This is a genomic window from Novosphingobium sp. 11B, assembly GCF_054589055.1.
The window spans coordinates 1-20,736 of sequence record NZ_BAAILP010000107.1 but is presented as its reverse complement, the minus strand read 5'-3'; the positions used below and the strand labels follow the sequence as shown (position 1 = coordinate 20,736).

Below are 20,736 nucleotides of genomic sequence, written 5' to 3'. Positions count from 1 at the left end.
GCGGCATCGGCGAAGGCACGGCGCGGCTGCTCGCGGCGCGCGGCGCGAAGCTGATGCTGGGCGCACGCCGCACCGACCGGCTCGCAGCGCTGGCGGAGGAACTGAACGCAGCGGGAGGCACAATCGCCTTCCGGTCGCTCGACGTCACGGACCGCAGCGATTTCGAGGCGTTCATCGCCGCGACCGAGGCCGAATACGGCCGCGTTGATGTGCTGGTCAACAATGCGGGGCTGATGCCGCTGTCGCGCTTCGACAGCCTGAAGGTTGATGAATGGGACCGGATGATCGACGTCAACATCCGCGGTGTCCTGCACGGCATTGCCGCCGCCCTCCCTCGCTTCAAGGGCCAGGGCAGCGGCCAGTTCGTCAACGTTTCTTCGATCGGTGGCTATGCCGTGTGGCCGACCTGCGGCGTCTACAGCGCGACAAAATATGCAGTGCGCGCCATCTCGGAGGCGCTGCGCATGGAGCATGACGACATTCGCGTCACCATCATCGCGCCGGGCGTCGTGGAATCGGAACTGGCCCACACGATCACCGATCCGGTCGCGGCGCAGGCCATGGTCGATTTCCGCTCCATCGCTCTCACCCCGGACGCTATCGCGCGCGCCATCGCCTATGCGGTGGAGCAGCCGGCGGATGTGGACGTTAATACGCTCATCGTCCGGCCGGTTCGCTCAACAATCTGACGACGATGGGGGCATTCGCATATTGCCCCCATAACCCGGCAGCAGCCAAAGTCCTGCGCGCTCATGAATTTCTCGAAGCCTATAGAGGATAAAGGCCGCCAAACGGTGCAACCTCTCGAATTATTAATACAAAGCCGACTGCTCAAAATGGCGCTCGATCCGTCGCTCGCCCTTGCCCGAACCGACCCATCCCGGCCGTTCAGCGTCGAAATTATCGTTCCAACCTGCGGCCGGTCCGCTTTCACTTCTTGGACACTCAAGACGGGCCGATAGGCGAAAGTCCGGTTCGAGGTTGGGTCGTGGGAATAACTGACATTCACGCCGCGTCGGCTGCAGTCCAAATGAAGCCTTTATAGCGCACAACCATGAACGGCGGCCCATACGATAGCCAGTCGATAGTTTGCTTGGCCACTGCTGAGCGGTGAAGCACTTTAGACTATTCGTTCGCGCAAGTAGAAGTGATGTTCCCGACGCTGTACATTCGTTCAATTGCCACTTGCTCGAACATTTTCCCCTGTTGCTAACGTGCTTTCTGATCAGGTACCTTCGGTGAACCGCCAATCCGGAATTTCTCTCTAGTCCTAACCGATCAACGGCCAGTCCAAACAGGTCTTCGCCCTTGCACGATAGCGGCGTCGCGCTCGCGCGCATCGTTGCTGCCTGCGTAACGCTCTATCTCCTCGAAGCGGCTGCTCAGCGCCGCCTCGAGCGGGAGCGCCAACCCTCGCGCGACGGCGGCCTTGGCGGCCCGGTTCGCCAGCGGAGAGGCCTTGTTGATCCTCGCGGCCCAATCCATCGCCGCCTCGGACAACCCGGCGAGCGGAACCAGTTGATTGACGAGGCCAAAACGTTCGGCCGCCCTGGCGTCGATCCGCTCCCCGGTGAGGATCATCGCCATCGCCACATGATGCGGCAAACGGCGCACCGCCCGGTGCACCACGCCGCATTCGCCGATGATGCCCCGGCGGGTTTCCGGCAGGCCAAACTGGGCATTCTGCGCAGCGACGATGACGTCGGCGCACATCGCCAGTTCGAACCCCGCGCCGACGCAGAAGCCCTGCACGGCGGCGACCAGTGGCTTGCTCAGGGGGACGAGCGGCCCGCCGATGCCGGTCAGGCCGCCGCCGACGGCCAGGCGCGGCGCCGCCGGCCTGGCTTCGGACATGTCCGCGCCGATGCAGAAGGCCTCGTCGCCTTGCGCCGTCAGCACGACCGTCCAGATCTCCGGATCCTCGTCCACCTGCCGCCAGAACTGCGAGAGCAGGACATCCATCCCGAACGTCAGCGCATTGCGGGCATCGGGGCGATTGAGATGGACGCGCGCCGTGCGCCCTTCAACGAACAGTTCGACTTGCGCCATCGCCGCCCCCTTTCCCGCTCCCGGTCATGACGTTCAGTGCGCGAGCATGCCGGCATCGACGAGATGTTCGGCGCCGGTGATGTAGGAAGATTCGTCCGAGGCCAGGAACAGCACCAGGTTCGAAACCTCCCGCGGGTCGGCGATACGGCCCAGCGGAATCTGCGCCAGCGCCTCGCCGCCCACTTCGTCCGTCGCCTCGACCATCATCGGGGTCTGGATGAAGCCGGGATGGACCGAGTTCACGCGGATGTTGTGCTTGCCGAACTCCATCGCGGTCGCCTTGGTCATGCCCCGTACCGCGAACTTGCTGGCTACGTAGGCAAGGCTGGGGAAACCGTAGTTGGCCGCCATTCCCGCGATCGAGGAAATGTTCACGATCGAGCCGCCGCCCCGCTTGAGCATCGCCGGCAGCACCGACTTCATGCCCAGGAACACCGAATGCTGGTTCACCGCGCAGACGAGGTGATAGTCTTCCTCGGTCAAGTCCCTGGTATCGGCGAGCGGGCCGAGGATACCGGCGTTGTTGACCAGGATATCGACGCCGCCGAAGTTCGTGACGGCCGCGTCCACCACCGCCGGCCATTCGGCCAGCCTGGTCACGTCGTGCTTCACGAAGACGGCAGCGGCGCCGATCTCGTCCGCCAGTGCCTGTCCCGCCGCTGCGTTCAGGTCGGTGAGCACCACCTTGGCCCCCTGCTCGGCGAAAAGCCGGGCATGTGAGGCGCCCATGCCCCGTCCTGCGCCCGTGATGATGGCCACTTTGCCAGCGAGTCGCGCCATTTGCATTCTCCCATGCGAGTTGTCGAATATCAGCCTATTATTGATTTGGCAGACAACAGGTTGTCAAGCCCATGGCAATCATGGTCGCTCGCGGATGGCGGAAATCCTGTCCGCCAAAAATCAGCGATTTACCGGTGATTTTCACGTTCGCTTCGCAAAATACTGACAAATTCGTCCGCGCAAAAGCCTTTCCAAATTTCCGCTTGACCGAAGACTAATGGTTATTAGTTTAGAGCGAAGACCACGGGGCCTACGAGGGTCCGGGAAAGGGAGAAACTGCAATGACGTTCCGTTTCGGCGCGACCTCTACGATGGCCATCGCCACTGCGATGCTGGCGATGCCGGCTCATGCCCAGAGCGGCGCGGAGGCCGCCCAGGCCAAGGATGCCAAGCCCGAGATCGAGGAAATCGTGGTCACCGCGCAGCGCCGCGAACAGTCGCTTTCCAAGGTTCCGGTATCGGTCTCTGCATTCAACGCCGACGTGCTTCAGGACCGCAACGTCACCAGCGAACAGGGCCTTGCGGCGCTTGTCCCAGGCCTTGTCGTCAAGAGCGGGCAGAACTCCAACCAGCTCAGCTTCACCTTGCGCGGACAGACGCTCGATCCGTTCTCCGGCTCCAGCCCGGCAGTGCTGACCTACATCAACGACGCCCCGATGACCGAGGGCAACACCTCGACCGCCTTCTTCGACTTCAGTTCCGTGCAGGTGCTGAAAGGCCCGCAGGGCACCCTGTTCGGCCGCAACGCGACCGGCGGCGCGATCCTCTACGAGACGACCAAGCCCGGCGACGTGTACGGCGGCTACCTCACGATCAAGGGCGGCGAGCGCAACTACATCCAGGCCCAGGGCGCCATCGACCTGCCGATCTCGGACGTCATCAAGCTGCGCCTTGCGGGAGACTACAACAAGCAGGACGGCTATATCCGCAACGTCAACACCGGCAGCACGCTGGGCGACACCGATGCCAAGTCCGGCCGCGTTACCCTGGTGATCGAGCCGTCTTCCGGGTTCAAGATGACCGCCGTTGCGCAGTACAGCGACTTCGGTGGAACAGAGGGTGCCGGCGGCCTCTATTCCTACCATGCCTGCGGCGAGACCAACAACGGCTACCAGCTCACCGCGACGCTGGACTGCGTCTACGGCATGAACAGCCCCTTCGCGCCGACGCTGGGCGACGGGCCGATGGGCGACGGCACCTGGCCCGGCGCGGTCGCCGGCTACCTCGCTTGGCAGCAAGCCAACCCCTACAAGGTCTGGCTGAGCTACGACCTGCCGCACAAGGCGCACACCGCCTTCGTTACTAACACCACGGAGATGGAACTGGGCGACGACGTTATGCTGAAGAACATCTTCAGCTATGCCGATGCCTTCGCCCGCACGCCCGGCATCCTTTCCGGATCGCCCTTCGGCTCGCTCAACCTCTACAACAACAGCGGTCTCGGCAACGGACCTCCGGGCGGCGAGGAATTCTCGACCAAGCGCATTTCCAACGAACTGCAGCTTCAGGGCAAGAGCGGACGCCTCGAATACATCGTCGGCGCGTACTACTCGTGGTCACGCAAGAAGGAATACATCCCGGTCATCGTCGGATCGGAGCTGGCGACGCCGCTGGCCGACATCGCCTATTATTATACCAACGACGATGAATCCAAGGCCCTGTTCGCCCAGCTCAGCTACGAGCTGACCGACAAGCTGACGGTCACTGCGGGCGGACGCTACACCTGGGAGCAGATGCGCCTGCGCCAGAACCCGGGCAGCCTGTTCAACCTCGATGGCGATACCCCGCTCAAGCAGAAGGCCAACCTCAAGGACCCCAGCTGGACGTTCAACATCCAGTACCAGATCAACCCGCAGAACATGGTCTACTTCGCGCAGCGCGGTTCTTTCCGGGCCGGCGGCTTCAACGGCGCGGTCGTGCCTTACAACAACACGAACTTCTTCAAGAACGAGAACACCTACGACTTCGAACTTGGCTACAAGTTCAACGGCTACATCGTCGGCGTGGCATCGCGGGTCAATATCGCCGCCTATCGCCAGATCGTGACCGACGCCCAGCATTCGATCTACGCGCTGGTGAACGGCAACCCGGCCGCATTCACCGTCAACGTTCCCAAGAAGCGCATCCAGGGCGTGGAATTCGACGGCAACTTCCGCCTGAGCGAATGGCTGGAAGTCGGGTTCTCCGGCGCCTACACCGACGCCAAGTTCACCAGGAATATCGTCGACTTGTCCTCTGCTACCGGCGTGGCCGGACTGACCATTCCCTTCGACACCTATACCGATGCACCGAAGTGGGCGGGCTCGGTCTATGCCGAAGTGGGACTGCCTGTGCCGGAAAGCGCCGGTGAGGTGAAGTTCCGCACCGACGTGTTCGGGCAGAAGATGACGTACTTCTCGAACAACGAAGGCTCGATCACGCCGCGCACGCAGTTGCCGGGCTACGTCACCGTGGACATGCGCCTGAGCTGGAACAACGTCATGGGCAGCAACGTGACCGTCGCCGGTTACGTGAAGAACCTGTTCGACAAGCTCTACTACAACTCGGGTTACGTCGAAGGCGCCAGCGGCGGCTTCAACACCGCGATCTGGGGCGCGCCGCAGACCTTCGGTGCCGAAGTTACCTACCGCTTCTGATAGGATGCGATCCGCCCCGTCCGCCTGTGCGGGCGGGGTAGACGCAAAGAGAGGATAAACGTCATGCGCGGCAGGGCCACCGTACTGGTCGAGAAAAACCGCCTGGAAACCTGGGACTTGCCCATCGCCGATCCCCAGGCGGGCGGCATCCTTGTGCGCACGGTGGTGGGCGGGGTATGCGGCAGCGACGTCCACATCGCCTCGGGCGAGGCGGGCGAGATGCCCTTCCCCATCATCCTCGGCCACGAAGGTGTCGGCCGCATCGAGAAGCTGGGCGCGGGCGTCGCCAAGGACTACGCAGGCTTCGACGTGAAGGTGGGCGACCTCGTCGTCTGGTCGCCGATCCCGCTGTGCGGGCGCTGCTATTCGTGCTCCGTGCTGCAGCAGACCCCTTGCGAGAACACGCAATACTTCGAGCATGCGAACAAGCCCAACTGGGGCAGCTATTCCGACTTTGCCTGGCTGCCGAGCGGCATGTCGTTCTACCGCCTGCCCGACCATGCCGATCCGCTGGCGGTCGCGGCATTGGGATGCGCACTACCCACGGTGCTGCGCGGGTTCGACCGCTGCGGCCCGATCGCGCTGAACGACGCGGTGGTGGTGCAGGGAGCGGGGCCGGTCGGGCTGTCCGCCGTGCTGGTCGCCGCGCAGATGGGCGCGCGCTGCATCGTGGTCATCGACAAGGCCCCCGCCCGTCTCGCCGCCGCGATGAAGCTGGGCGCGACCGCCACCGTCTCGCTCGACCTGCCGGTGGAGGAACGCCGCCGCGCCGTCTACGATCTCACCGGCCCGGGCGGCCCGGACGTGGTGGTCGAAGCCGCCGGCGTGCTGCCCGCCTTCCCCGAGGGTGTTGACCTGACCGGCCCGCACGGCCGCTACATCGTGCTGGGCCTGTGGGGCGCGATCGGCACCCAGCCGATTTCGCCGCGCGACCTGACGGTGAAGAACCTGACGATCGGCGGCGCGGCCTTCCCGGCGCCGCGCAACTACTATCACGCGATGCATCTCGCCGTGCGGCTGCAGGACAAGGTGCCGCTGGCGGACCTCATCAGCCACCGCTTCTCCATCGCCGATGCGGGCAAGGCGCTCGAAGCCACCCGCACCGGCATCGCGACCAAGGCCGTCATCGACCCTTCCATCGCCTGAGGACATGTCATGAGCACAGCGCAGCTTGAAAAGCACCGCAGCATCGTTCCGGGTCACGTACCCGCCCACCTCGTCCACGACGTCGACATGTTCGCGCCCGACGGCATCGAGGACGGCTTCCACGAAGCCTGGGGCCGGCTGCAACAGGACGGCATGCCCGACCTGATCTACACGCCGCTGACCGGCGGGCACTGGATCGCGACACGCGGCGAACTGATCGACGAAATCTACCGCGACCCCTCGCGCTTCTCCAGCGAGATCATCTTCCTGCCCAAGGAAGCGGGCGAGAAGTACGCCATGGTCCCCACCCGCATGGACCCGCCCGAGCACACGCCGTACCGCAAGGTGCTCGACAAGGGCCTCAACCACACCGCCATCCGCCGCACCGAGGAGCAGGTCCGCCAGACCGCCGCCGAGCTGATCGACGGCTTCGTCGCCGATGGTCGCTGCGATTTCGGCAAGCAATATGCCGGGATCTTCCCCGTTCGCGTGTTCCTCGCCTTGTGCGACCTGCCCGAAAGCGACGCGCCGATGCTGGGCGAACTCGCCAACGACATGACGCGCCCGCCCGGTCGCACGCCCGGCGAACAGGCCGCCGCGCTCGACAAGGCGAACCAGGGCTTCTTCCGCTACGTCGAGCCGATCATCGCGGCGCGGCGCGGAGGCACCGGCACCGATCTCATCACGACGATGCTCAATTCCGAGATCAACGGCGCGCCGATGCCCGACGACAAGGCGCTGGGGCTGATCTCGCTGCTGCTGCTGGGCGGGCTGGACACGGTCGTCAATTTCCTGAGCTTCATGATGCTGCATCTCGCGAGCAACCCCGAGACGGTAGCGGAACTGCGCGAAGACCCGCTGAAACTCCAGCGCAGCGCCGAGGAGATGTTCCGCCGCTTCGGGGTCGTCTCCGACGCGCGCATGGTGGCCTATGACATGACCTATCGCGGCGTCGAGCTGAAGAAGGGCGACATGATCCTGCTGCCGACCGCGCTGCACGGGCTCGATGCGCGCGCCAACGATGATGCCTGGACACTCAGGCCCGGCCGCACCGGCATCGCCCATTCCACCTTCGCGCAAGGGCCGCACCGCTGCGCAGGCATGCACCTCGCCCGCCTCGAAGTGATCGTGACCTTGCAGGAGTGGCTGAAGCGCATCCCGCAGTTCACGCTCGCCCCCGATGCGAAGCCGGTGTTCCATTCGGGCATCATCGGCACCGTCGAAGGCGTGCCGCTGGTCTGGGACCGCGCATGACCGCCGAGCCCAGGGAATTTCGCCGTATCCTCGGCCACTACCCCACCGGCGTCTGCGCCATCACCGCCATGGGCGAGGATGGCAGGCCGGTGGGGCTCGTCGTCGGATCGTTCACTTCGGTTTCGCTCGACCCGATGCTGGTCGCGTTCTTTCCCGACAAGTCCTCGACGACATGGCCCAGGGTTGAGGCCGCCGGCCGCTTCTGCGTCAACGTTCTGGGCGATAGCCAGCAGGCCGTGTGCAGCGCCCTTTCGGCCAAGGGCGAGGACAAGTTCGCGGGGCTCGATTTCGCGTTGTCGGCGCTCGGATCACCGATCATCCACGGCGCCCTGGCCTGGATCGACTGCGAACTGGACACCGTGCACGAGGCGGGCGACCACTACATCGTGCTCGGCCGGGTGCGCGGGCTCGACGTGCACCATGAAGGCAGCCCGCTGATCTTCCACAAGGGTGGTTACGGCAAGATACTACCGCTCTGAAAGTTCGAGAAAGAGGGGGAACCGGCGCCTGCCGCTTCCCCCTTTTGCTGCGTCCTATCCTTCGGCAAGCCGCAGCGCCGCCACCGGTTCTTCGCCGCGCAGCGCGGCGCGCGCGGTCACCGTCAGACCGAACCCTTCGAGCGCCACGAGCTTGGCCTGGCTCGACGTCAGCAACGTCATCTGCCCCACCCCCAGATCCCGCAGGATCTGCGCACCGATGCCGTAGTCGCGGGTCGCATGCGTCTCGTGATAGGTCTTGCGCCCACCGGCGACGCGGCGCGAGATCGAGGTCGGATCGGGATCGCGGACGAACACCGCCACCGCCGGGCCGGAATGGCTCGATATCGCGCTCAAGGCGCGCGGCACGTAATCGCGGTGCGCGGCGGTCCAGCCGAACATGTCCGCAGTGATGTCGACCTGATGCACCCGCACCAGCGTATCGACGTTCGGCCGCACCTGCCCCTTCACGATGGCGACATGCTCGCCGCCGTCCAGCAGGCAGCGATAGACGTGAATGGTCAGCGGCCCTTCGCAGTAATGGCTTTCGAACGGCGCGCTCACGACACGCTCGACCTGCTTCTCCGAGCGGCGGCGATAGGAAATCAGATCGGCGATCGTCCCGACCTTGAGCCCGTGCTTCCCCGCGAATTCGAGAAGTTCGGGCAGGCGGGCCATCGTCCCGTCCTCGTTCATCACCTCGCAGATCACGCCGGCCGGGGTGAGGCCCGCAAGGCGCGAGATATCGACCGCCGCCTCGGTATGGCCGGCGCGCACCAGCACCCCGCCGTCGCGCGCCGTCAGCGGAAACACATGTCCCGGTGATACCAGATCGGCCGCGCTGGAGTTGGGGTTCACGGCAACGAAGATCGTATGGGAGCGATCGCCCGCGGAAATTCCCGTCGTCACCCCTTCCCGCGCCTCGATGGAGACGGTGAAGGCGGTGCCGTAACCGGACTCGTTGCGGCGCGCCATGGGCTTGAGCTGCAGCTCATCCGCGCGGGCCCTGGTCATCGCCAGGCAGATCAGGCCGCGCGCATGGGTGGCCATGAAGTTGATCTGCGCGGGCGTGGCGAACTGGGCGGGGATGATGACATCACCCTCGTTCTCCCGGTTGTCCGCATCGACGAGTATGTAGGGGCGGCCCTCGACCGCCTCCCGGATGATCTCCTCGATCGGAGAAACTTGAACCTCGGGCATTCCTCTCATCCTTGTGTTATGTGTCTTCACGCTCTGCTGACGGACATGTCCCAGACCAGCTTCAGCGCCTTTTCCTTGAGCTGTGCCTTCTGGACCTTGCCGGTGCCGGTCTTGGGCAGTTCCTCGTCGGTGATGAACCAGATGTCGCGCGGCAGCTTGTACGCGGCCACCTGCGCGGCGAGGAACGCCTCGATTTCGCGCGCGGAGATCGCGCTCCCCTGCGCCCGCACGACCCATGCGCAGCCGCACTCGCCATAGCGATCGTCGGGCATGCCGATGAAGAACGCTTGCGAAACGTCCGGATGGCGGGTCAGCAACTGCTCCAGTTCCTTGGGCGAGACCAGTTCGCCCCGGCTCTTGTAGAGTTCCTTGGAACGGCCGGTCAGGAACAGGTTGCCGTCCGCGCGGAACTGGCCGAGGTCGCCCATCCGTATCCACCCGCCGGGCAGTAACAGTTCGGCGGTGGCGTCGGGACGGCGGAAGTAGCCCTTGCTGTTCATCGGACTGCGGCAGCACAGTTCGCCGGGGCTGCCCCAGGGCAGGTCGGCGCCGGTTTCCGGGTCGATCGTCTTGAATTCGGCGATGCGGCCGCCCTGATCGGGCATGCCCGCAATGCCCGCCTCGACGATGCACCCCTGCGTTTCGGATACCACGTCGATCGGATCGCCGGGGCTTGTGCAGACGACCGTGGCGGTCACCTCGGTCTGGCCGTAGCTGGTGATGATGTCCTCGCACCCGAAGGTAGCCTGGATCCGTTTCCAGACCCAGCTCGGCGTCGGCGCGGCTGCGCTGTGGATCGCGGTGAGCGAGGAGAAGTCGTAGCTTTCCTTCTCCGCCTGTTCCAGCAGCGCGATCGTCATCGTCGGTACGCCCATCAGGTACGTCGCGCGGTGCCGCCCGATCGCGGTGAGGATCGCGTGCGGATCGAACTTCAGCAGGGGAATGATCGCCCCGCCCACCACCATGCCCGAAAGCAGCCCGACCACCAGGCCGAACCCATGGTAGAGCGGCAAGGAGAACACCGCCCGGCGCCCCTCCTCGAACGCCTGGTGATAAGCGCCCGCATAGGCCGCGCGCATGAGGTTGTCGTGCGTGATGGCGACGCCTTTGGGCGATCCGGTCGTGCCGGAGGTGAACATGATCACCGCAAGGTCGTCCGCCGAGACGGGCACGGCGATCTCTCCGGCATCGCCATCGCCGGCAAGCGCCTGCACGAAATCGGCCGGAGCGTCGCGATCGAACACCAGCCCGCCCTTGAGTTCGGGCGCGTCGGCGCAGGCGCCGCCCAGCCAGCCGGGCAGGACAGCATCGAGCATCGCCGGAAAATCGCGCGAGCCGAAACTGCGCATCACCACGAGCAGCGCGCACCCGGCCTCACGCACGGCATAGGCCAGTTCATCGGGCCGATAGAGCGTGTTGATCGGCACCGCCACCGCGCCTGCGCGCCAGATCGCGAAAAGCAGCGGCACCGTCATCGGGTCGTTCGCCATGACGAGGCCCACGCGGTCCCCGGCCGCAATGCCGCGCGCCGCCAGCCCCGAGGCCAGCTTGCGCGACAGCGCCGCGACCGATCCGTAATCGAGCACTTCGCCGTCCGTGACGACCAGCGGACGTGCGGCAAAATCCGCCTGCGTCCAGTCGAGATAGGCGTGCAGCGTCCACGACAGCCATTCGGGATGCCGGTCGGCCATCGCCCGCCTGCGGCTCGTCACGCTGCCCATGCTCGTCATCACAACTTCTCCCTAATTCTCGTTAAATTATTCCACGACAGGTGCTGCGGTCAAGCCAGTCCGTGCGATCGCTTCCGGAGCGCCGTAATTCTTACGCTTTGAATAGAATGACGGCCTGTTTACAGGGATATTTGGGAAGACTTCCGGTCTTTTCGGGATTTGCCCACGTGCCTCGCCAGCCCGCCTCGCTCGTAAAAACAGCCTTGCATTGACTGCCTAATGCATATTAGGTTGAACGCAACGAATCAAGGATTGGAGATTGAGTCATGGAAGTTGGGTTGGGGCTGACGTTTCAGAACCTGCACGATCAGGTGTCGGACGTTGACGTGTTCCGGCACGAACTTTCGCTCGCGGCGCGCGCGGAAGACCAGGGCTTCGATTCCGTCTGGACGCCGGAGCACCACTTCACCGGCTACATGATGACCCCCAACGTGCCGCAGTTCCTTTCATGGGTCGCGGGCCAGACCAAGCGCATCAAGCTGGGCACCACCGTTACCGTGCTGCCCTGGCAGAACCCGGTGCGCATCGCCGAGAGCTTCCTGCTGCTCGACCAGTTCTCCGAAGGCCGCGCGGTGCTCGGCATGGGGCGCGGCCTCGGCAAGGAAGAGTTCGACGGCTTCGGCGTCCCCATGGGCGAGGCGCGCAAGCGGTTCCGCGAATATGCGGAGGCGCTGCTGCAGGGCCTCGAAACCGGCGTGATGGAATATGACGGCGACTATCTGAAGCAGCCCCGCGTCGAACTGCGCCCGCGCCCCTATTCCAGCTATCGCGGCCGCGTCTTCGCCTCGGCCGTCTCGCCGGAGTCCGTGAAGCTGATGGCCAACCTCGACGTCGGCCTGATGATCATCGCCCAGAAGCCGTGGGACAAAGTGGACGAGGATCTCGCCACCTATCGCGACCGGTTCAAAGCGGTGAACGGCCGCGATGCGCCAAAGCCCGTCGTCGTATGCTTCATCGCCGCGAACGAGGACGCCGCCAAAGCCAAGGAGATGCGCGACAAGTACCTTGTCGAATATGCCCGCTCGACCTCGTCGTTCTACCAGTTCGGCAACAAGGAATTCGCCAACATCGAGGGCTACGAATACTACGGCGCCCTCGCCCGCAGCGTCGAGAAGCACGGGATCGAGAAGTTCAACGAATTCCTCGCCGACCTGCAGATCTGGGGTCGGCCCGAGGAAGTGGTCGAGAAGCTCAAGGTGATGAAGGAGCGCTTCGACGTGGGCAAGTTCATCATCTATACCCAGTTCGGTGACATGCCCTTCGACGTCGGCCTCGAAAACTACGAGCTGATCGCCCGCAAGGTACTCCCCGCGCTCAAGGACATCGACGTTTCGGTCGATCCGGTGGAGAGCGCGGCGGGCTTGCAAACGGCCGGCTGATCCCCGACCAGACCTGACACGCCGGGAACACGGCGAAGACCGGAGAGAATGCGCGATGATGGAAGGCGATGGCTGGCGCTGCCTGTGGGACGCCAAGGCGATCCTGGGCGAAAGCACGGTATGGGATGCCCGCGACGGTTGCATCTACTGGGTCGATATCGAGGCGCCCGCCGTCCACTGGTACGCGCTTGAAACCGGCCGCAAGCAAAGCTGGTCCACGCCCGCGTGGGTCAGCGCGCTGGCCCCGCGTGCAAGCGGCGGCTTCATCGCCTCCAGCGCCGACGGGCTGGTGCATCTCGACCCCGCCCGGCAGCTTTACAAGCCGATCCTCCACCCGATCCCCGACCCCGGCAAGGCGCGCCTCAACGACGGCGTGACCGACCGCAAGGGCCGCTACTGGACCGGATCGTGCGACACCGCTCAGTGGGACGACAGCACCACCGCCGACGACAAGGAAAGCTCGCTCAAGGACTTCGACGTGCGCAGTACCGGCGAACTCTATCGCCTGGATGCGGGCGGCTCGGTCTCGACGCAAGAGCGCGGCATCGTCACTGCCAACGGCCCGGCGTTCAGCCCGGACGGGCGCACCGCCTACGTCAACGATTCCATGCCGCTGGTCACCTGGGCCTATGACCTCGACGACAACGGCGAATTGTCCAACCGCCGCGACTTCCTCAACTTCACGCCCGAGGACGGCTATCCCGACGGCATGGCGGTCGATGTCGAAGGCTGCATCTGGATGGCCTTCTACGAAAGCTGGAAGCTGCGCCGCTTCGCGCCGGACGCCACCTTGCTGGAAGAACGCCAGCTACCGGTGATGCGGGGCCTGCGCCCGGCCTTCGGCGGTGCGAACCACGACCGCCTGTTCCTCGTCACCGGATCGCAGGGGTATTCCGATGCGCGCTTTGCCCAGGAGCCGCTGGCCGGCGGACTGTTCGAAATTCTCTCGCCCCCCGTCGCAGGCCTGCCGACAATTCCCTTTGCCGGATGACCCTTCCGCGCAATCGGGGCTTCCATTAGGCTCCCGAACGGCTATTCGGCAGATATGAGCGACGGTGACTCCGGCAGGAAACGCATTCTCGATTCCGCAGCCTTCATTCTGCGGACCAAGGGCTTCGGCGCCGCCCGGTTGAGCGAGATCGCTCAGGGCGCGGGCATGCTGGCGCCCAGCATCTATCACCATTTCAAGTCCAAGGACGAAGTGGTCGAAGAGGTGATGCTCTCCGGCATATACCGCAATACGCGCCATATCGTCGCGAAAGTGGAAGTGCTCGGTCCCGAGACCGCGCCGGTCGATCGCCTGCGCGCCGCGATCGTCGCCCATGTCGAGTTCCTACTCTCCGGCGACGACTATTCCTCCGCCGTGGCGCGGTCGTTCGGCGATCTTCCCAGCGAGATGAAGCAGCGTGTCCTCGCCGCCTACGCGACGTTCGACAGCTACTGGCGCGACCTGCTCGTCGCCGCCAGCCCTTCCGGCAACGATGCGCAGACCACCGTGGCACGCAAGTTCCTGATCGCCATGCTCGACTCCTGCCCGAGCTGGTATCGCGCCGGACGCCTCGGCCCCACCCAGATCGCGAACCAGGCGGCCGACCTCTTCCTCGGCGGCTTCGCGCCCTGACGCCTCCGGGGCACCATCGCGCCCTGGAGCGTTATTCGCCCCGTCCCCCCAAACACGAAAAGAGGCGCCGCGTTGCCACGGCGCCTCAGGTAGCCGGAGAGAGTCCGGGCGGATAATCAGGCGTCTGCGGTCGCGGGTGCCTTGCTGCCCTCGGGCAACTTGACGCGCGGTGCCACTTCCTTGGCCAGCAGGTTCAGCGAATGGAACCAGGGCTCCGGGTTGTCGTAATAGTCGTGCGATTCCACCTGCAGCGTGCCCCAGCCGCCGCACTGCTCGAACAGCACGTTGAGCTTGTCGACGACCGTATCCGGCGAGCCGACCACGAAGACCTTATCGACCAGGAATTCCAGATCGGCGTCGTTCGGGTCGATGCCGTGGTCCTTGGCGAACCCGTCCATCATGCCGAAACGCTTCCAGATCGGGATCAGGTAGCGTTCGAAGCAATAGCCGATCGGGCCTTCCATCACCTCGCGCTTGGCCTCTGCATCGGTATCGGCGCAGAAGATGGTGTGCGAGACCGCATGGCGCGCGCGGTCGGGCGTGAAGCCGGCGGCGATGTTCGCTTCGGAATAGATCTCCCAGTGACGCTTCAGCGCATCGATGCCCGAGTAGATCGAGACCGGCTTGAAGTTGCGCTCGCCGGCCAGCTTCATCGACGGGGAATTGGAACTGAAGCCGGTCACCGCGATTTCCGGGAATGCCCCGTTCCACGGCGCAAAATCGGCCAGCATGTGCTGCTCGTCTTCCTCGGTCTCGGGCGCATCTTCCTGCGGGAAGCCGGCGTTCCAGTACTTGCCCTCGAAGAAGAACGGCTCGCGCGCCCAGATCTTCTCCATGATCGAGAGCGATTCACGCACCATGTCGTTGAGCATCTTGGGCTCGGCATCCTTGATGCCATGCATGTAGGATGCCTGCGGATAGGCGCCCGCACCGATGCCCATGAAGAAGCGACCCTCCAGGATCTGCGACAGCCAGCCAACCATCACCGCCAGCTTGGTCGGGTGCTGGTGCGGCAGGATGTGGGCCATCGGCGCGAAGCTGATGTTTTCGGTCTGCAGCGCGGCGGCGGCGATGATGAGTTCGGGGTTGGGGATGTTCTCCCAGATCTGCGAGGCGTGCTCGGAGATCATCATCGTGTCGAAACCCGCCTTGTCGCAGGCGATGGAGTTTTGCACGCCCCAGTCGAAGGTCTGACGGGCCGTGCGGCCCGGTCGCATGTACGGGTGGAAAATAAGGCCGGTCTGCATGACCATCAGCGCTCTCCTTCTTCGTTTCTGTCCTGGTGGCCACCCGCGAATCCGGCGAAGCAGCCTAACGAGTGATAGGCTAGGGAATTTAAAACACTTGTAAAGTGAAATTCGGAAGAGCGAACGACGCCGGCGCCGATCAAGCACGATGCGGCACATCGGCCGCATTCTCTTAGCATATGCAGCATAAACCGGTTGTTTGGGCCACATTCTTCAATGCCATGCTGCCATCACGACGGCACGGACAGCAACGATGCAGCGCCCGGGAAAGTCGCGACGATTGCTTAAAACGCTTGGCATCCTTGCCATTCCTGCCACATAAGCATGTCACTTTGCAAACAGATGACTTATTTTGAAGAGCGTACAAAATGGCTGAAGCTCCGCAGATTTCGCCCGATATCGACGAAGCCGACCCCAAGACGCGGCTCATCCTGACGGGCGAACGGCTGTTCGCCGAAGTCGGCATCCAGGGCGTTTCGATGCGCGAAATCGCGTCGAAGGCGGGGCAGGGAAACCATTTCGCGGTGCAGTATCACTTCGGGTCTCGCGAGGGGCTGGTCCAGGCGATCTTCGACTTCCGGATGAACCAGATGGAACCCGGACGCGGCGCGATGATCGCCGCGCTGGAGGCGACCGGACGCACGCGGGATGCCCGTTCGATCCTGGAGGTCATCCTGCTGCCGCAGCTCCATCTCGACGGCGGGACCAATCGCTCCTACGGCACGTTCCTGTCGCAGTACCTGCTGCATGGCGACTGGGACGAATACGGACACTTCGGCGGCGAGGCGCCGCCTCAGCTCAACCGGGCGCTCGACCTGCTGCGCCAGCGCGTCGATTACCTTCCCGCCGCCGTCGCGCAGCGCCGGCTGGTGAACGTCAGCCTGATGTTCCTGAACCTGCTGGTGCGCCACAGCCGCATGGAAACGCACGAATTTCCCGAGACCTTCGAGCACGCGCTGGAGGACACGATGGAACAGATCGTCATGGCCATGTGCCTGCCGCTCCGGCTGCAGGGCTGACGGCGACCGGGGCGGCGGACACGAAGACAAGAACGAGGACGGGAGCGAAGATGACGGACGGTACGATTGATGGAATCTGCCTGGAGCGCGGGAGCGCGATCGACTGGATCGTGCTCGACCGTCCCGAAGCGGCCAATGCGTTCTCGCGCGGGATGCTCGCCCGGTTCGGCACGGTGCTGCGCGATCTCAAGGCGGACGGCGCGCCGGTGATCGGGATTCGCGGTGCCGGCAAGGGCTTTGGCGCGGGGATGGACCTGGGCCAGTACAACGCCGAGGGCAGCCCGATGGAAGACGTGACGCGGTTGTCGGGCTACGTCGATCTGTGGCGCGACATCTGGCGCCATCCCAAGCCGGTGATCGTCGCCGTGCACGGCTACTGCATCGGCGTCGCCGCCCAGATGGCAAGCTTCGCCGACATCCTCGTCGTGGCGCAGGATGCCGCGATCACCGAGCCGACCATTCCCATCGGCGGCGGCTTCATCGCGCCGACTTGGGTTCATCAGGTCGGCGGGCGGCGGGCCAAGGAATTCGCCTTCCTGCCGGGTAACAGCATCGACGGCCGGACCGCGGTGGAATGGGGCTGGGCCAACGCCGCGGTCCCGGCCGAGAACCTGATCGCCTGCGTTGAGGAGCTAGCGTCACGCATCGCGCTTGTCCCGCCCGGCGTGCTGGCGATGAAGAAGCGCTCGATCAACCGCGCGATGGAGGCGGCCGGATGGGACCAGGCGCTTTCCGCCATCGCCGAAAGCGACGCGATCCTGCATCTCGAACCCGAAGTCCGGCGTATCCGCGCGCAGCTTGCGACCATCGGACTGAAGGCGACGGTCGCGGAGTTCAAAGGGCACGGGTCGCAAGAGATCTTCAAGTTGCATGGTGCCGGATATCTTCCTTAGTGTTGGGCTCACTCTGTGCTTGTCTTCGGAAGTGGGCTCGCGTCAGAACAGAGGCAGGAATGGGTGCCAGAAACTTGGTCGTGCCGCAGATGACAGCGGCTCTCTTTAGAGCCGGCTTGCGAACCCCGAGGAAGCGAGCCTGATCTGTCTGTCAGACTGCCCGCCAATAAGGCGCAGTCCTTATCTTGGGCAATCTTGTCCCAAGGTCTGTCAATCCATCATCGTGCTCAAGAGACCCATGAGCAGGGGCTTGAGACGCAGGATTTCTTCGCGATGCACGGCGCTTAGTCGCGCCAGCGTGGCGTGCGCTTCCTGAGTCAGGGCCAGCAGCGCCCGGCGCTTGTCCCGCGCCGACGCCCTGCGTTCGACCAGGTTCAGCACCACCAGCCGATCGACCAGTCCCGTCGCGCTATGCGGCTTGAGGATCAGCCGATCCGCAACGTAACCCACCGTCGCCCCATCCGCCGGAGCGGCCCGGATCGCAAGCAGCGCCTGATGCTGTTGCGGGGTCAGGCCACATTCGGCCGCGCGACTCTCACTGAAGGCCAGAAACTGCCGCAGGGAAAATCGGAACTCCGCCAGCGTGGCGTAATCGGCGTCGGAAAGCTCTGCTGCCATCGCGCATACCTAACGCGGCAAGCCCCATTGATAAATATCGTATTACGATATATTTACCCGACATCGCTTCTCTCTGTCGATCGGTCTCGCCATGAAAAATTTCGCTACCCCTCCCACGCACCGCCGCCTCGCCGACCATAGTGCCGATCTGCGTATGCTAATGCTGGCCGCGGCGGCCGTGATCGTGGGAACGGGTAGCGCGATGGGGGCATGGCTGCTGCTGCGGGCCATCGCCATCGCCACCAACCTGTTCTGGTTCGGCCGCTTCTCTGCCGGGCCGTCGGAGATAAGCGACAATGGGCTGGGCCTCTGGCTGGTCGCGATCCCCATCATTGGCAGCCTGATCGTCGGCCTGATGGCGCGCTATGGGTCGGACAAGATCCGGGGCCATGGCATCCCCGAGGCGATCGAGGCCATTCTCTATGGCGAGAGCCGCCTATCGCCCAAGGTCGCACTACTGAAGCCTCTGTCCTCCGCCATATCGATCGGCAGTGGCGGCCCCTTTGGCGCAGAGGGGCCGATCATCATGACCGGGGGCGCCATCGGATCGCTGTTCGCCCAGCAGTTCGACCTGAGCGCGGCGGAGCGAAAGACCCTGCTCGTCGCCGGTGCGGCGGCAGGGATGACGGCAATCTTTGGCACGCCGGTCGCCGCCCTGCTCCTTGCCATCGAAGTGTTGCTGTTCGAGTGGAAGCCGCGCAGCTTCGTTCCGGTCGTCGTCGCAACCCTTTCCGCCTTTCTCTGGCGTCCGCTCCTTATCGACAGCGGGCCGCTGTTCCCCGTCATGCACCACGCGCTGCTCGGTCCCGCGACCATCGCCATCGCTTTGGCTATGGGGGCTCTGGCGGGGTGTCAGGCGTCGCTCCTGTCCATCCTGCTCTACCGGGTGGAGGACATGTTCGGCCGCCTGCCGCTTCACTGGATGTGGTGGCCGGCCATCGGCGCAGTGGCGGTGGGGATTGGCGGGCTGATCGACGCCCATGTGCTCGGCGCGGGTTATGAGAGCATCCGTGCGCTGCTCGACGGATCAATGGCGCTGCGGGTCGCGCTTATTCTGCTGGTGGTAAAAGCGGCGGTGTGGCTCATCGCCCTGGGGTCCGGAACATCAGGCGGTGTCCTCGCCCCGCTCCTGATGCTGGGAGGAGCATTAGGTTTCGTGATCGGCCATTTCCTGCCGGGCGGCAGTGCATTATGGGCGCTGGCGGGCATGGCTGGGACGATGAGCGGAGCGATGCGCGCGCCTCTGACGGCGGCGCTCTTCGCGGCGGAACTGACCGGCGATTTTGCGATGCTGCCGCTGACCATTGCCGCGTCAGTGGGCGCCTATGCGGTCAGCGTGCTGCTGATCCGCCGCTCCATCCTGACCGAGAAGATCGCGCGGCGCGGACGGCATGTGTTGCAAGAGTATAGCGTCGATCCGCTCGACTTCCTTCTAGCCGGCCAGGTGATGTCACCCGATCCGGAGACGCTGCCGGGCGGCCTGTCCCTGGCCGAGGCGATCAACTTCTTCGCGACGGCAAAGCATCGTAGCTATCCGGTGGTCGATGCGGAGGGACGCCTGGTAGGCCTCACGTCCCGCTCCGACGCGCTACGGTGGCAGATGGAGGATAACGCCCCGCTCAAGGCATCGCTGGCGGAGGGTTCTGTCGGACGTCTCCCTCCCCGTTGCCACGCCACAAAAACCCGTCAGCCAGATTGCGGACATGATGGTCGACAGCGGCATCGGCCGTATCCCGGTCGTAGATCCGGCAACCTCCCGGCTCGTGGGCATATTGAGCCGTCAGGACCTGCTAAAGGTTCGCCATGTCCACCGCGCATCCGAATGGAAGAGACGCTGACCGAACCTTCTTGGTCGTTCATCGGCTGAGTTCGTGGGCCCGGAAACAGATTAACCGCTTTTCTTTGCGGTATATGGGATGCGATCTGAAAATTTCAGAAGATATCTATTTTTCGTATGCGCCTTCCCTCCGATACAGCGACCACGCCCCGGTCGTGCAGTCTTCCAGATTGAAAGGAGCGACGGTGCGCATAGTTTGAACGGGTTCACCGGGCAAAGCGGCGCGGAACCTGACCATAGCGGCCCACTCCCCGTTGAGTTTCGGCTTATCAACCGTGAAATGTATGAACTCGAAGCCACTGCTGCCGGGTGGCAGACTGGCGCTAATCCGCAGCAGCAAGTCGCGCAGGAAGGCGGGGTGGCGGGTTCGGCAGATATCATTGGGCTCGGTCGCAATGAGGTCTGCCGCTCTAATATCATAAGTGGTAGGTGTCGGTTCAGGCTGTGCTGCATCTGGGCTGCACGCAGACAGTGTACCCGCCATTAGCAGCGCGCCGGCTCTAGCGGCTGCCAGACCATTCCGCGTCCTCATCGCCTTCTCCCAAGCTTCGCCTTCGCCGTTCTGTTGTAAACACCTAAATGCCCGACTTTCCCAGCGAACACCCCACGTCCCGCGACGCACATCTGAAGGGACAGCAGGGGATTAGACGCACGCGAAAATTTCGGGTGGGATTCAGGTCCCGACCCTTAGTGGAAGCTCAACATCCGATTTTTGATCCAGGTGCTGACCTCGACTTTGTACGATCAGGTAGCGAAGCATAGTGCCTGAGCCATACGTTTTAGGCGGGTTGTGGGAATATAGTTCGGTTCTGGGTGCGGCGGGGAGTGTTGATTAATGTCGCCGACCCAGA

General features: G+C 64.1%; 16 protein-coding genes and 1 pseudogene. 11 read left to right on the top strand and 6 right to left on the bottom strand.

The window, feature by feature from the left end; translation table 11 throughout:
- Positions 1-689, top strand: a 689-nt coding sequence (locus tag ACYPYD_RS09730) for an SDR family oxidoreductase (RefSeq protein ID WP_459662926.1), incomplete at its 5' end; no start/stop codon positions are given.
- Between the two features lie 589 nt (positions 690-1,278).
- Here the strand turns inward: ACYPYD_RS09730 and ACYPYD_RS09725 are convergent.
- On the bottom strand, positions 1,279-2,049 hold the full coding sequence (locus ACYPYD_RS09725) for an enoyl-CoA hydratase/isomerase family protein (protein WP_459662925.1): 771 nt from the start codon (positions 2,047-2,049) through the stop codon (positions 1,279-1,281).
- Between the two features lie 33 nt (positions 2,050-2,082).
- Complete coding sequence (locus tag ACYPYD_RS09720; protein ID WP_008832703.1) at positions 2,083-2,829, bottom strand: SDR family NAD(P)-dependent oxidoreductase; 747 nt, start codon at positions 2,827-2,829, stop codon at positions 2,083-2,085.
- A 281-nt stretch (positions 2,830-3,110) separates the two neighbouring features.
- Here ACYPYD_RS09720 and ACYPYD_RS09715 point away from each other — a divergent pair, with 281 nt between their 5' ends.
- The 4 genes from ACYPYD_RS09715 to ACYPYD_RS09700 all read left to right on the top strand — a co-directional run bounded on the left by ACYPYD_RS09715 (position 3,111) and on the right by ACYPYD_RS09700 (position 8,344).
- A complete protein-coding gene (locus tag ACYPYD_RS09715; protein ID WP_459662924.1) occupies positions 3,111-5,465 on the top strand; it encodes a TonB-dependent receptor in 2,355 nt (784 codons plus the stop codon).
- Positions 5,466-5,528: 63 nt separating this feature from the next.
- A complete protein-coding gene (locus tag ACYPYD_RS09710) occupies positions 5,529-6,611 on the top strand; it encodes a zinc-binding dehydrogenase (protein ID WP_459662923.1) in 1,083 nt (360 codons plus the stop codon).
- Positions 6,612-6,620: 9 nt separating this feature from the next.
- Positions 6,621-7,865, top strand: a complete 1,245-nt coding sequence (locus tag ACYPYD_RS09705; protein WP_459662922.1) for a cytochrome P450 — start codon at positions 6,621-6,623, stop codon at positions 7,863-7,865.
- The gene (locus ACYPYD_RS09700) at positions 7,862-8,344 is read left to right on the top strand and encodes a flavin reductase family protein (RefSeq protein ID WP_330702933.1); all 483 of its coding nucleotides are present in this window, start codon (positions 7,862-7,864) and stop codon (positions 8,342-8,344) included. Before ACYPYD_RS09705 ends, ACYPYD_RS09700 begins: the two co-directional genes overlap by 4 nt.
- A 54-nt stretch (positions 8,345-8,398) precedes the next feature.
- On the opposite strand, the gene ribB is transcribed toward ACYPYD_RS09700, so the two are convergent.
- A complete protein-coding gene (gene ribB / locus ACYPYD_RS09695) occupies positions 8,399-9,541 on the bottom strand; it encodes a 3,4-dihydroxy-2-butanone-4-phosphate synthase (protein WP_459662921.1) in 1,143 nt (380 codons plus the stop codon).
- A 26-nt stretch (positions 9,542-9,567) separates the two neighbouring features.
- Positions 9,568-11,271 (bottom strand): class I adenylate-forming enzyme family protein, encoded by a 1,704-nt coding sequence (locus tag ACYPYD_RS09690; protein ID WP_459662920.1) that lies wholly within the window; start codon positions 11,269-11,271, stop codon positions 9,568-9,570.
- Between the two features lie 266 nt (positions 11,272-11,537).
- Here ACYPYD_RS09690 and ACYPYD_RS09685 point away from each other — a divergent pair, with 266 nt between their 5' ends.
- The 3 genes from ACYPYD_RS09685 to ACYPYD_RS09675 are packed head-to-tail and all read left to right on the top strand — an operon-like array spanning position 11,538 to position 14,271.
- Positions 11,538-12,650: an LLM class flavin-dependent oxidoreductase gene (locus ACYPYD_RS09685; RefSeq protein WP_459662919.1), complete on the top strand. Its 1,113-nt coding sequence runs from the start codon at positions 11,538-11,540 to the stop codon at positions 12,648-12,650.
- Positions 12,651-12,705: 55 nt separating this feature from the next.
- Positions 12,706-13,641: an SMP-30/gluconolactonase/LRE family protein gene (locus ACYPYD_RS09680; RefSeq protein WP_459662918.1), complete on the top strand. Its 936-nt coding sequence runs from the start codon at positions 12,706-12,708 to the stop codon at positions 13,639-13,641.
- A 54-nt stretch (positions 13,642-13,695) separates the two neighbouring features.
- Positions 13,696-14,271 carry a TetR/AcrR family transcriptional regulator gene (locus tag ACYPYD_RS09675; RefSeq protein ID WP_008832712.1) on the top strand — a complete coding sequence of 192 codons (576 nt, stop codon included), beginning with the start codon at positions 13,696-13,698 and terminating at the stop codon, positions 14,269-14,271.
- A gap of 116 nt (positions 14,272-14,387) precedes the next feature.
- Here the strand turns inward: ACYPYD_RS09675 and ACYPYD_RS09670 are convergent, their stop codons facing one another.
- Entirely contained in the window at positions 14,388-15,524 is a 1,137-nt protein-coding gene (locus ACYPYD_RS09670; protein ID WP_459662917.1) for an LLM class flavin-dependent oxidoreductase, read from the bottom strand.
- Between the two features lie 362 nt (positions 15,525-15,886).
- Between ACYPYD_RS09670 and ACYPYD_RS09665 the strand changes: the two genes are divergently transcribed.
- Together ACYPYD_RS09665 and ACYPYD_RS09660 are read left to right on the top strand one after the other, a co-directional pair.
- Positions 15,887-16,537, top strand: a complete 651-nt coding sequence (locus ACYPYD_RS09665) for a TetR/AcrR family transcriptional regulator (protein ID WP_459662916.1) — start codon at positions 15,887-15,889, stop codon at positions 16,535-16,537.
- Between the two features lie 50 nt (positions 16,538-16,587).
- Positions 16,588-17,430, top strand: a complete 843-nt coding sequence (locus ACYPYD_RS09660; RefSeq protein WP_459662915.1) for an enoyl-CoA hydratase/isomerase family protein — start codon at positions 16,588-16,590, stop codon at positions 17,428-17,430.
- Positions 17,431-17,640: 210 nt separating this feature from the next.
- Here the strand turns inward: ACYPYD_RS09660 and ACYPYD_RS09655 are convergent, their stop codons facing one another.
- Complete coding sequence (locus ACYPYD_RS09655; RefSeq protein ID WP_459662914.1) at positions 17,641-18,048, bottom strand: MarR family winged helix-turn-helix transcriptional regulator; 408 nt, start codon at positions 18,046-18,048, stop codon at positions 17,641-17,643.
- A gap of 160 nt (positions 18,049-18,208) precedes the next feature.
- Between ACYPYD_RS09655 and ACYPYD_RS09650 the strand changes: the two are divergent.
- Positions 18,209-19,886 (top strand): annotated as a pseudogene (locus tag ACYPYD_RS09650) (chloride channel protein).
- Positions 19,887-20,736 lie beyond the last annotated feature (850 nt).

Excerpts from the sequence above, each read along its gene's own strand:
- ribB (WP_459662921.1), bottom strand. The coding sequence starts at position 9,541 with ATGCCCGAGGTTCAAGTTTCTCCGATCGAGGAGATCATCCGGGAGGCG.
- ACYPYD_RS09705 (WP_459662922.1), top strand. The coding sequence starts at position 6,621 with ATGAGCACAGCGCAGCTTGAAAAGCACCGCAGCATCGTTCCGGGTCAC.
- ACYPYD_RS09685 (WP_459662919.1), top strand. The coding sequence starts at position 11,538 with ATGGAAGTTGGGTTGGGGCTGACGTTTCAGAACCTGCACGATCAGGTG.
- ACYPYD_RS09690 (WP_459662920.1), bottom strand. The coding sequence starts at position 11,271 with ATGACGAGCATGGGCAGCGTGACGAGCCGCAGGCGGGCGATGGCCGAC.
- ACYPYD_RS09720 (WP_008832703.1), bottom strand. The coding sequence starts at position 2,829 with ATGGCGCGACTCGCTGGCAAAGTGGCCATCATCACGGGCGCAGGACGG.
- ACYPYD_RS09665 (WP_459662916.1), top strand. The coding sequence starts at position 15,887 with ATGGCTGAAGCTCCGCAGATTTCGCCCGATATCGACGAAGCCGACCCC.
- ACYPYD_RS09675 (WP_008832712.1), top strand. The coding sequence starts at position 13,696 with ATGAGCGACGGTGACTCCGGCAGGAAACGCATTCTCGATTCCGCAGCC.
- ACYPYD_RS09670 (WP_459662917.1), bottom strand. The coding sequence starts at position 15,524 with ATGGTCATGCAGACCGGCCTTATTTTCCACCCGTACATGCGACCGGGC.
- ACYPYD_RS09725 (WP_459662925.1), bottom strand. The coding sequence starts at position 2,049 with ATGGCGCAAGTCGAACTGTTCGTTGAAGGGCGCACGGCGCGCGTCCAT.
- ACYPYD_RS09680 (WP_459662918.1), top strand. The coding sequence starts at position 12,706 with ATGATGGAAGGCGATGGCTGGCGCTGCCTGTGGGACGCCAAGGCGATC.
- ACYPYD_RS09660 (WP_459662915.1), top strand. The coding sequence starts at position 16,588 with ATGACGGACGGTACGATTGATGGAATCTGCCTGGAGCGCGGGAGCGCG.
- ACYPYD_RS09715 (WP_459662924.1), top strand. The coding sequence starts at position 3,111 with ATGACGTTCCGTTTCGGCGCGACCTCTACGATGGCCATCGCCACTGCG.
- ACYPYD_RS09700 (WP_330702933.1), top strand. The coding sequence starts at position 7,862 with ATGACCGCCGAGCCCAGGGAATTTCGCCGTATCCTCGGCCACTACCCC.
- ACYPYD_RS09655 (WP_459662914.1), bottom strand. The coding sequence starts at position 18,048 with ATGGCAGCAGAGCTTTCCGACGCCGATTACGCCACGCTGGCGGAGTTC.
- ACYPYD_RS09710 (WP_459662923.1), top strand. The coding sequence starts at position 5,529 with ATGCGCGGCAGGGCCACCGTACTGGTCGAGAAAAACCGCCTGGAAACC.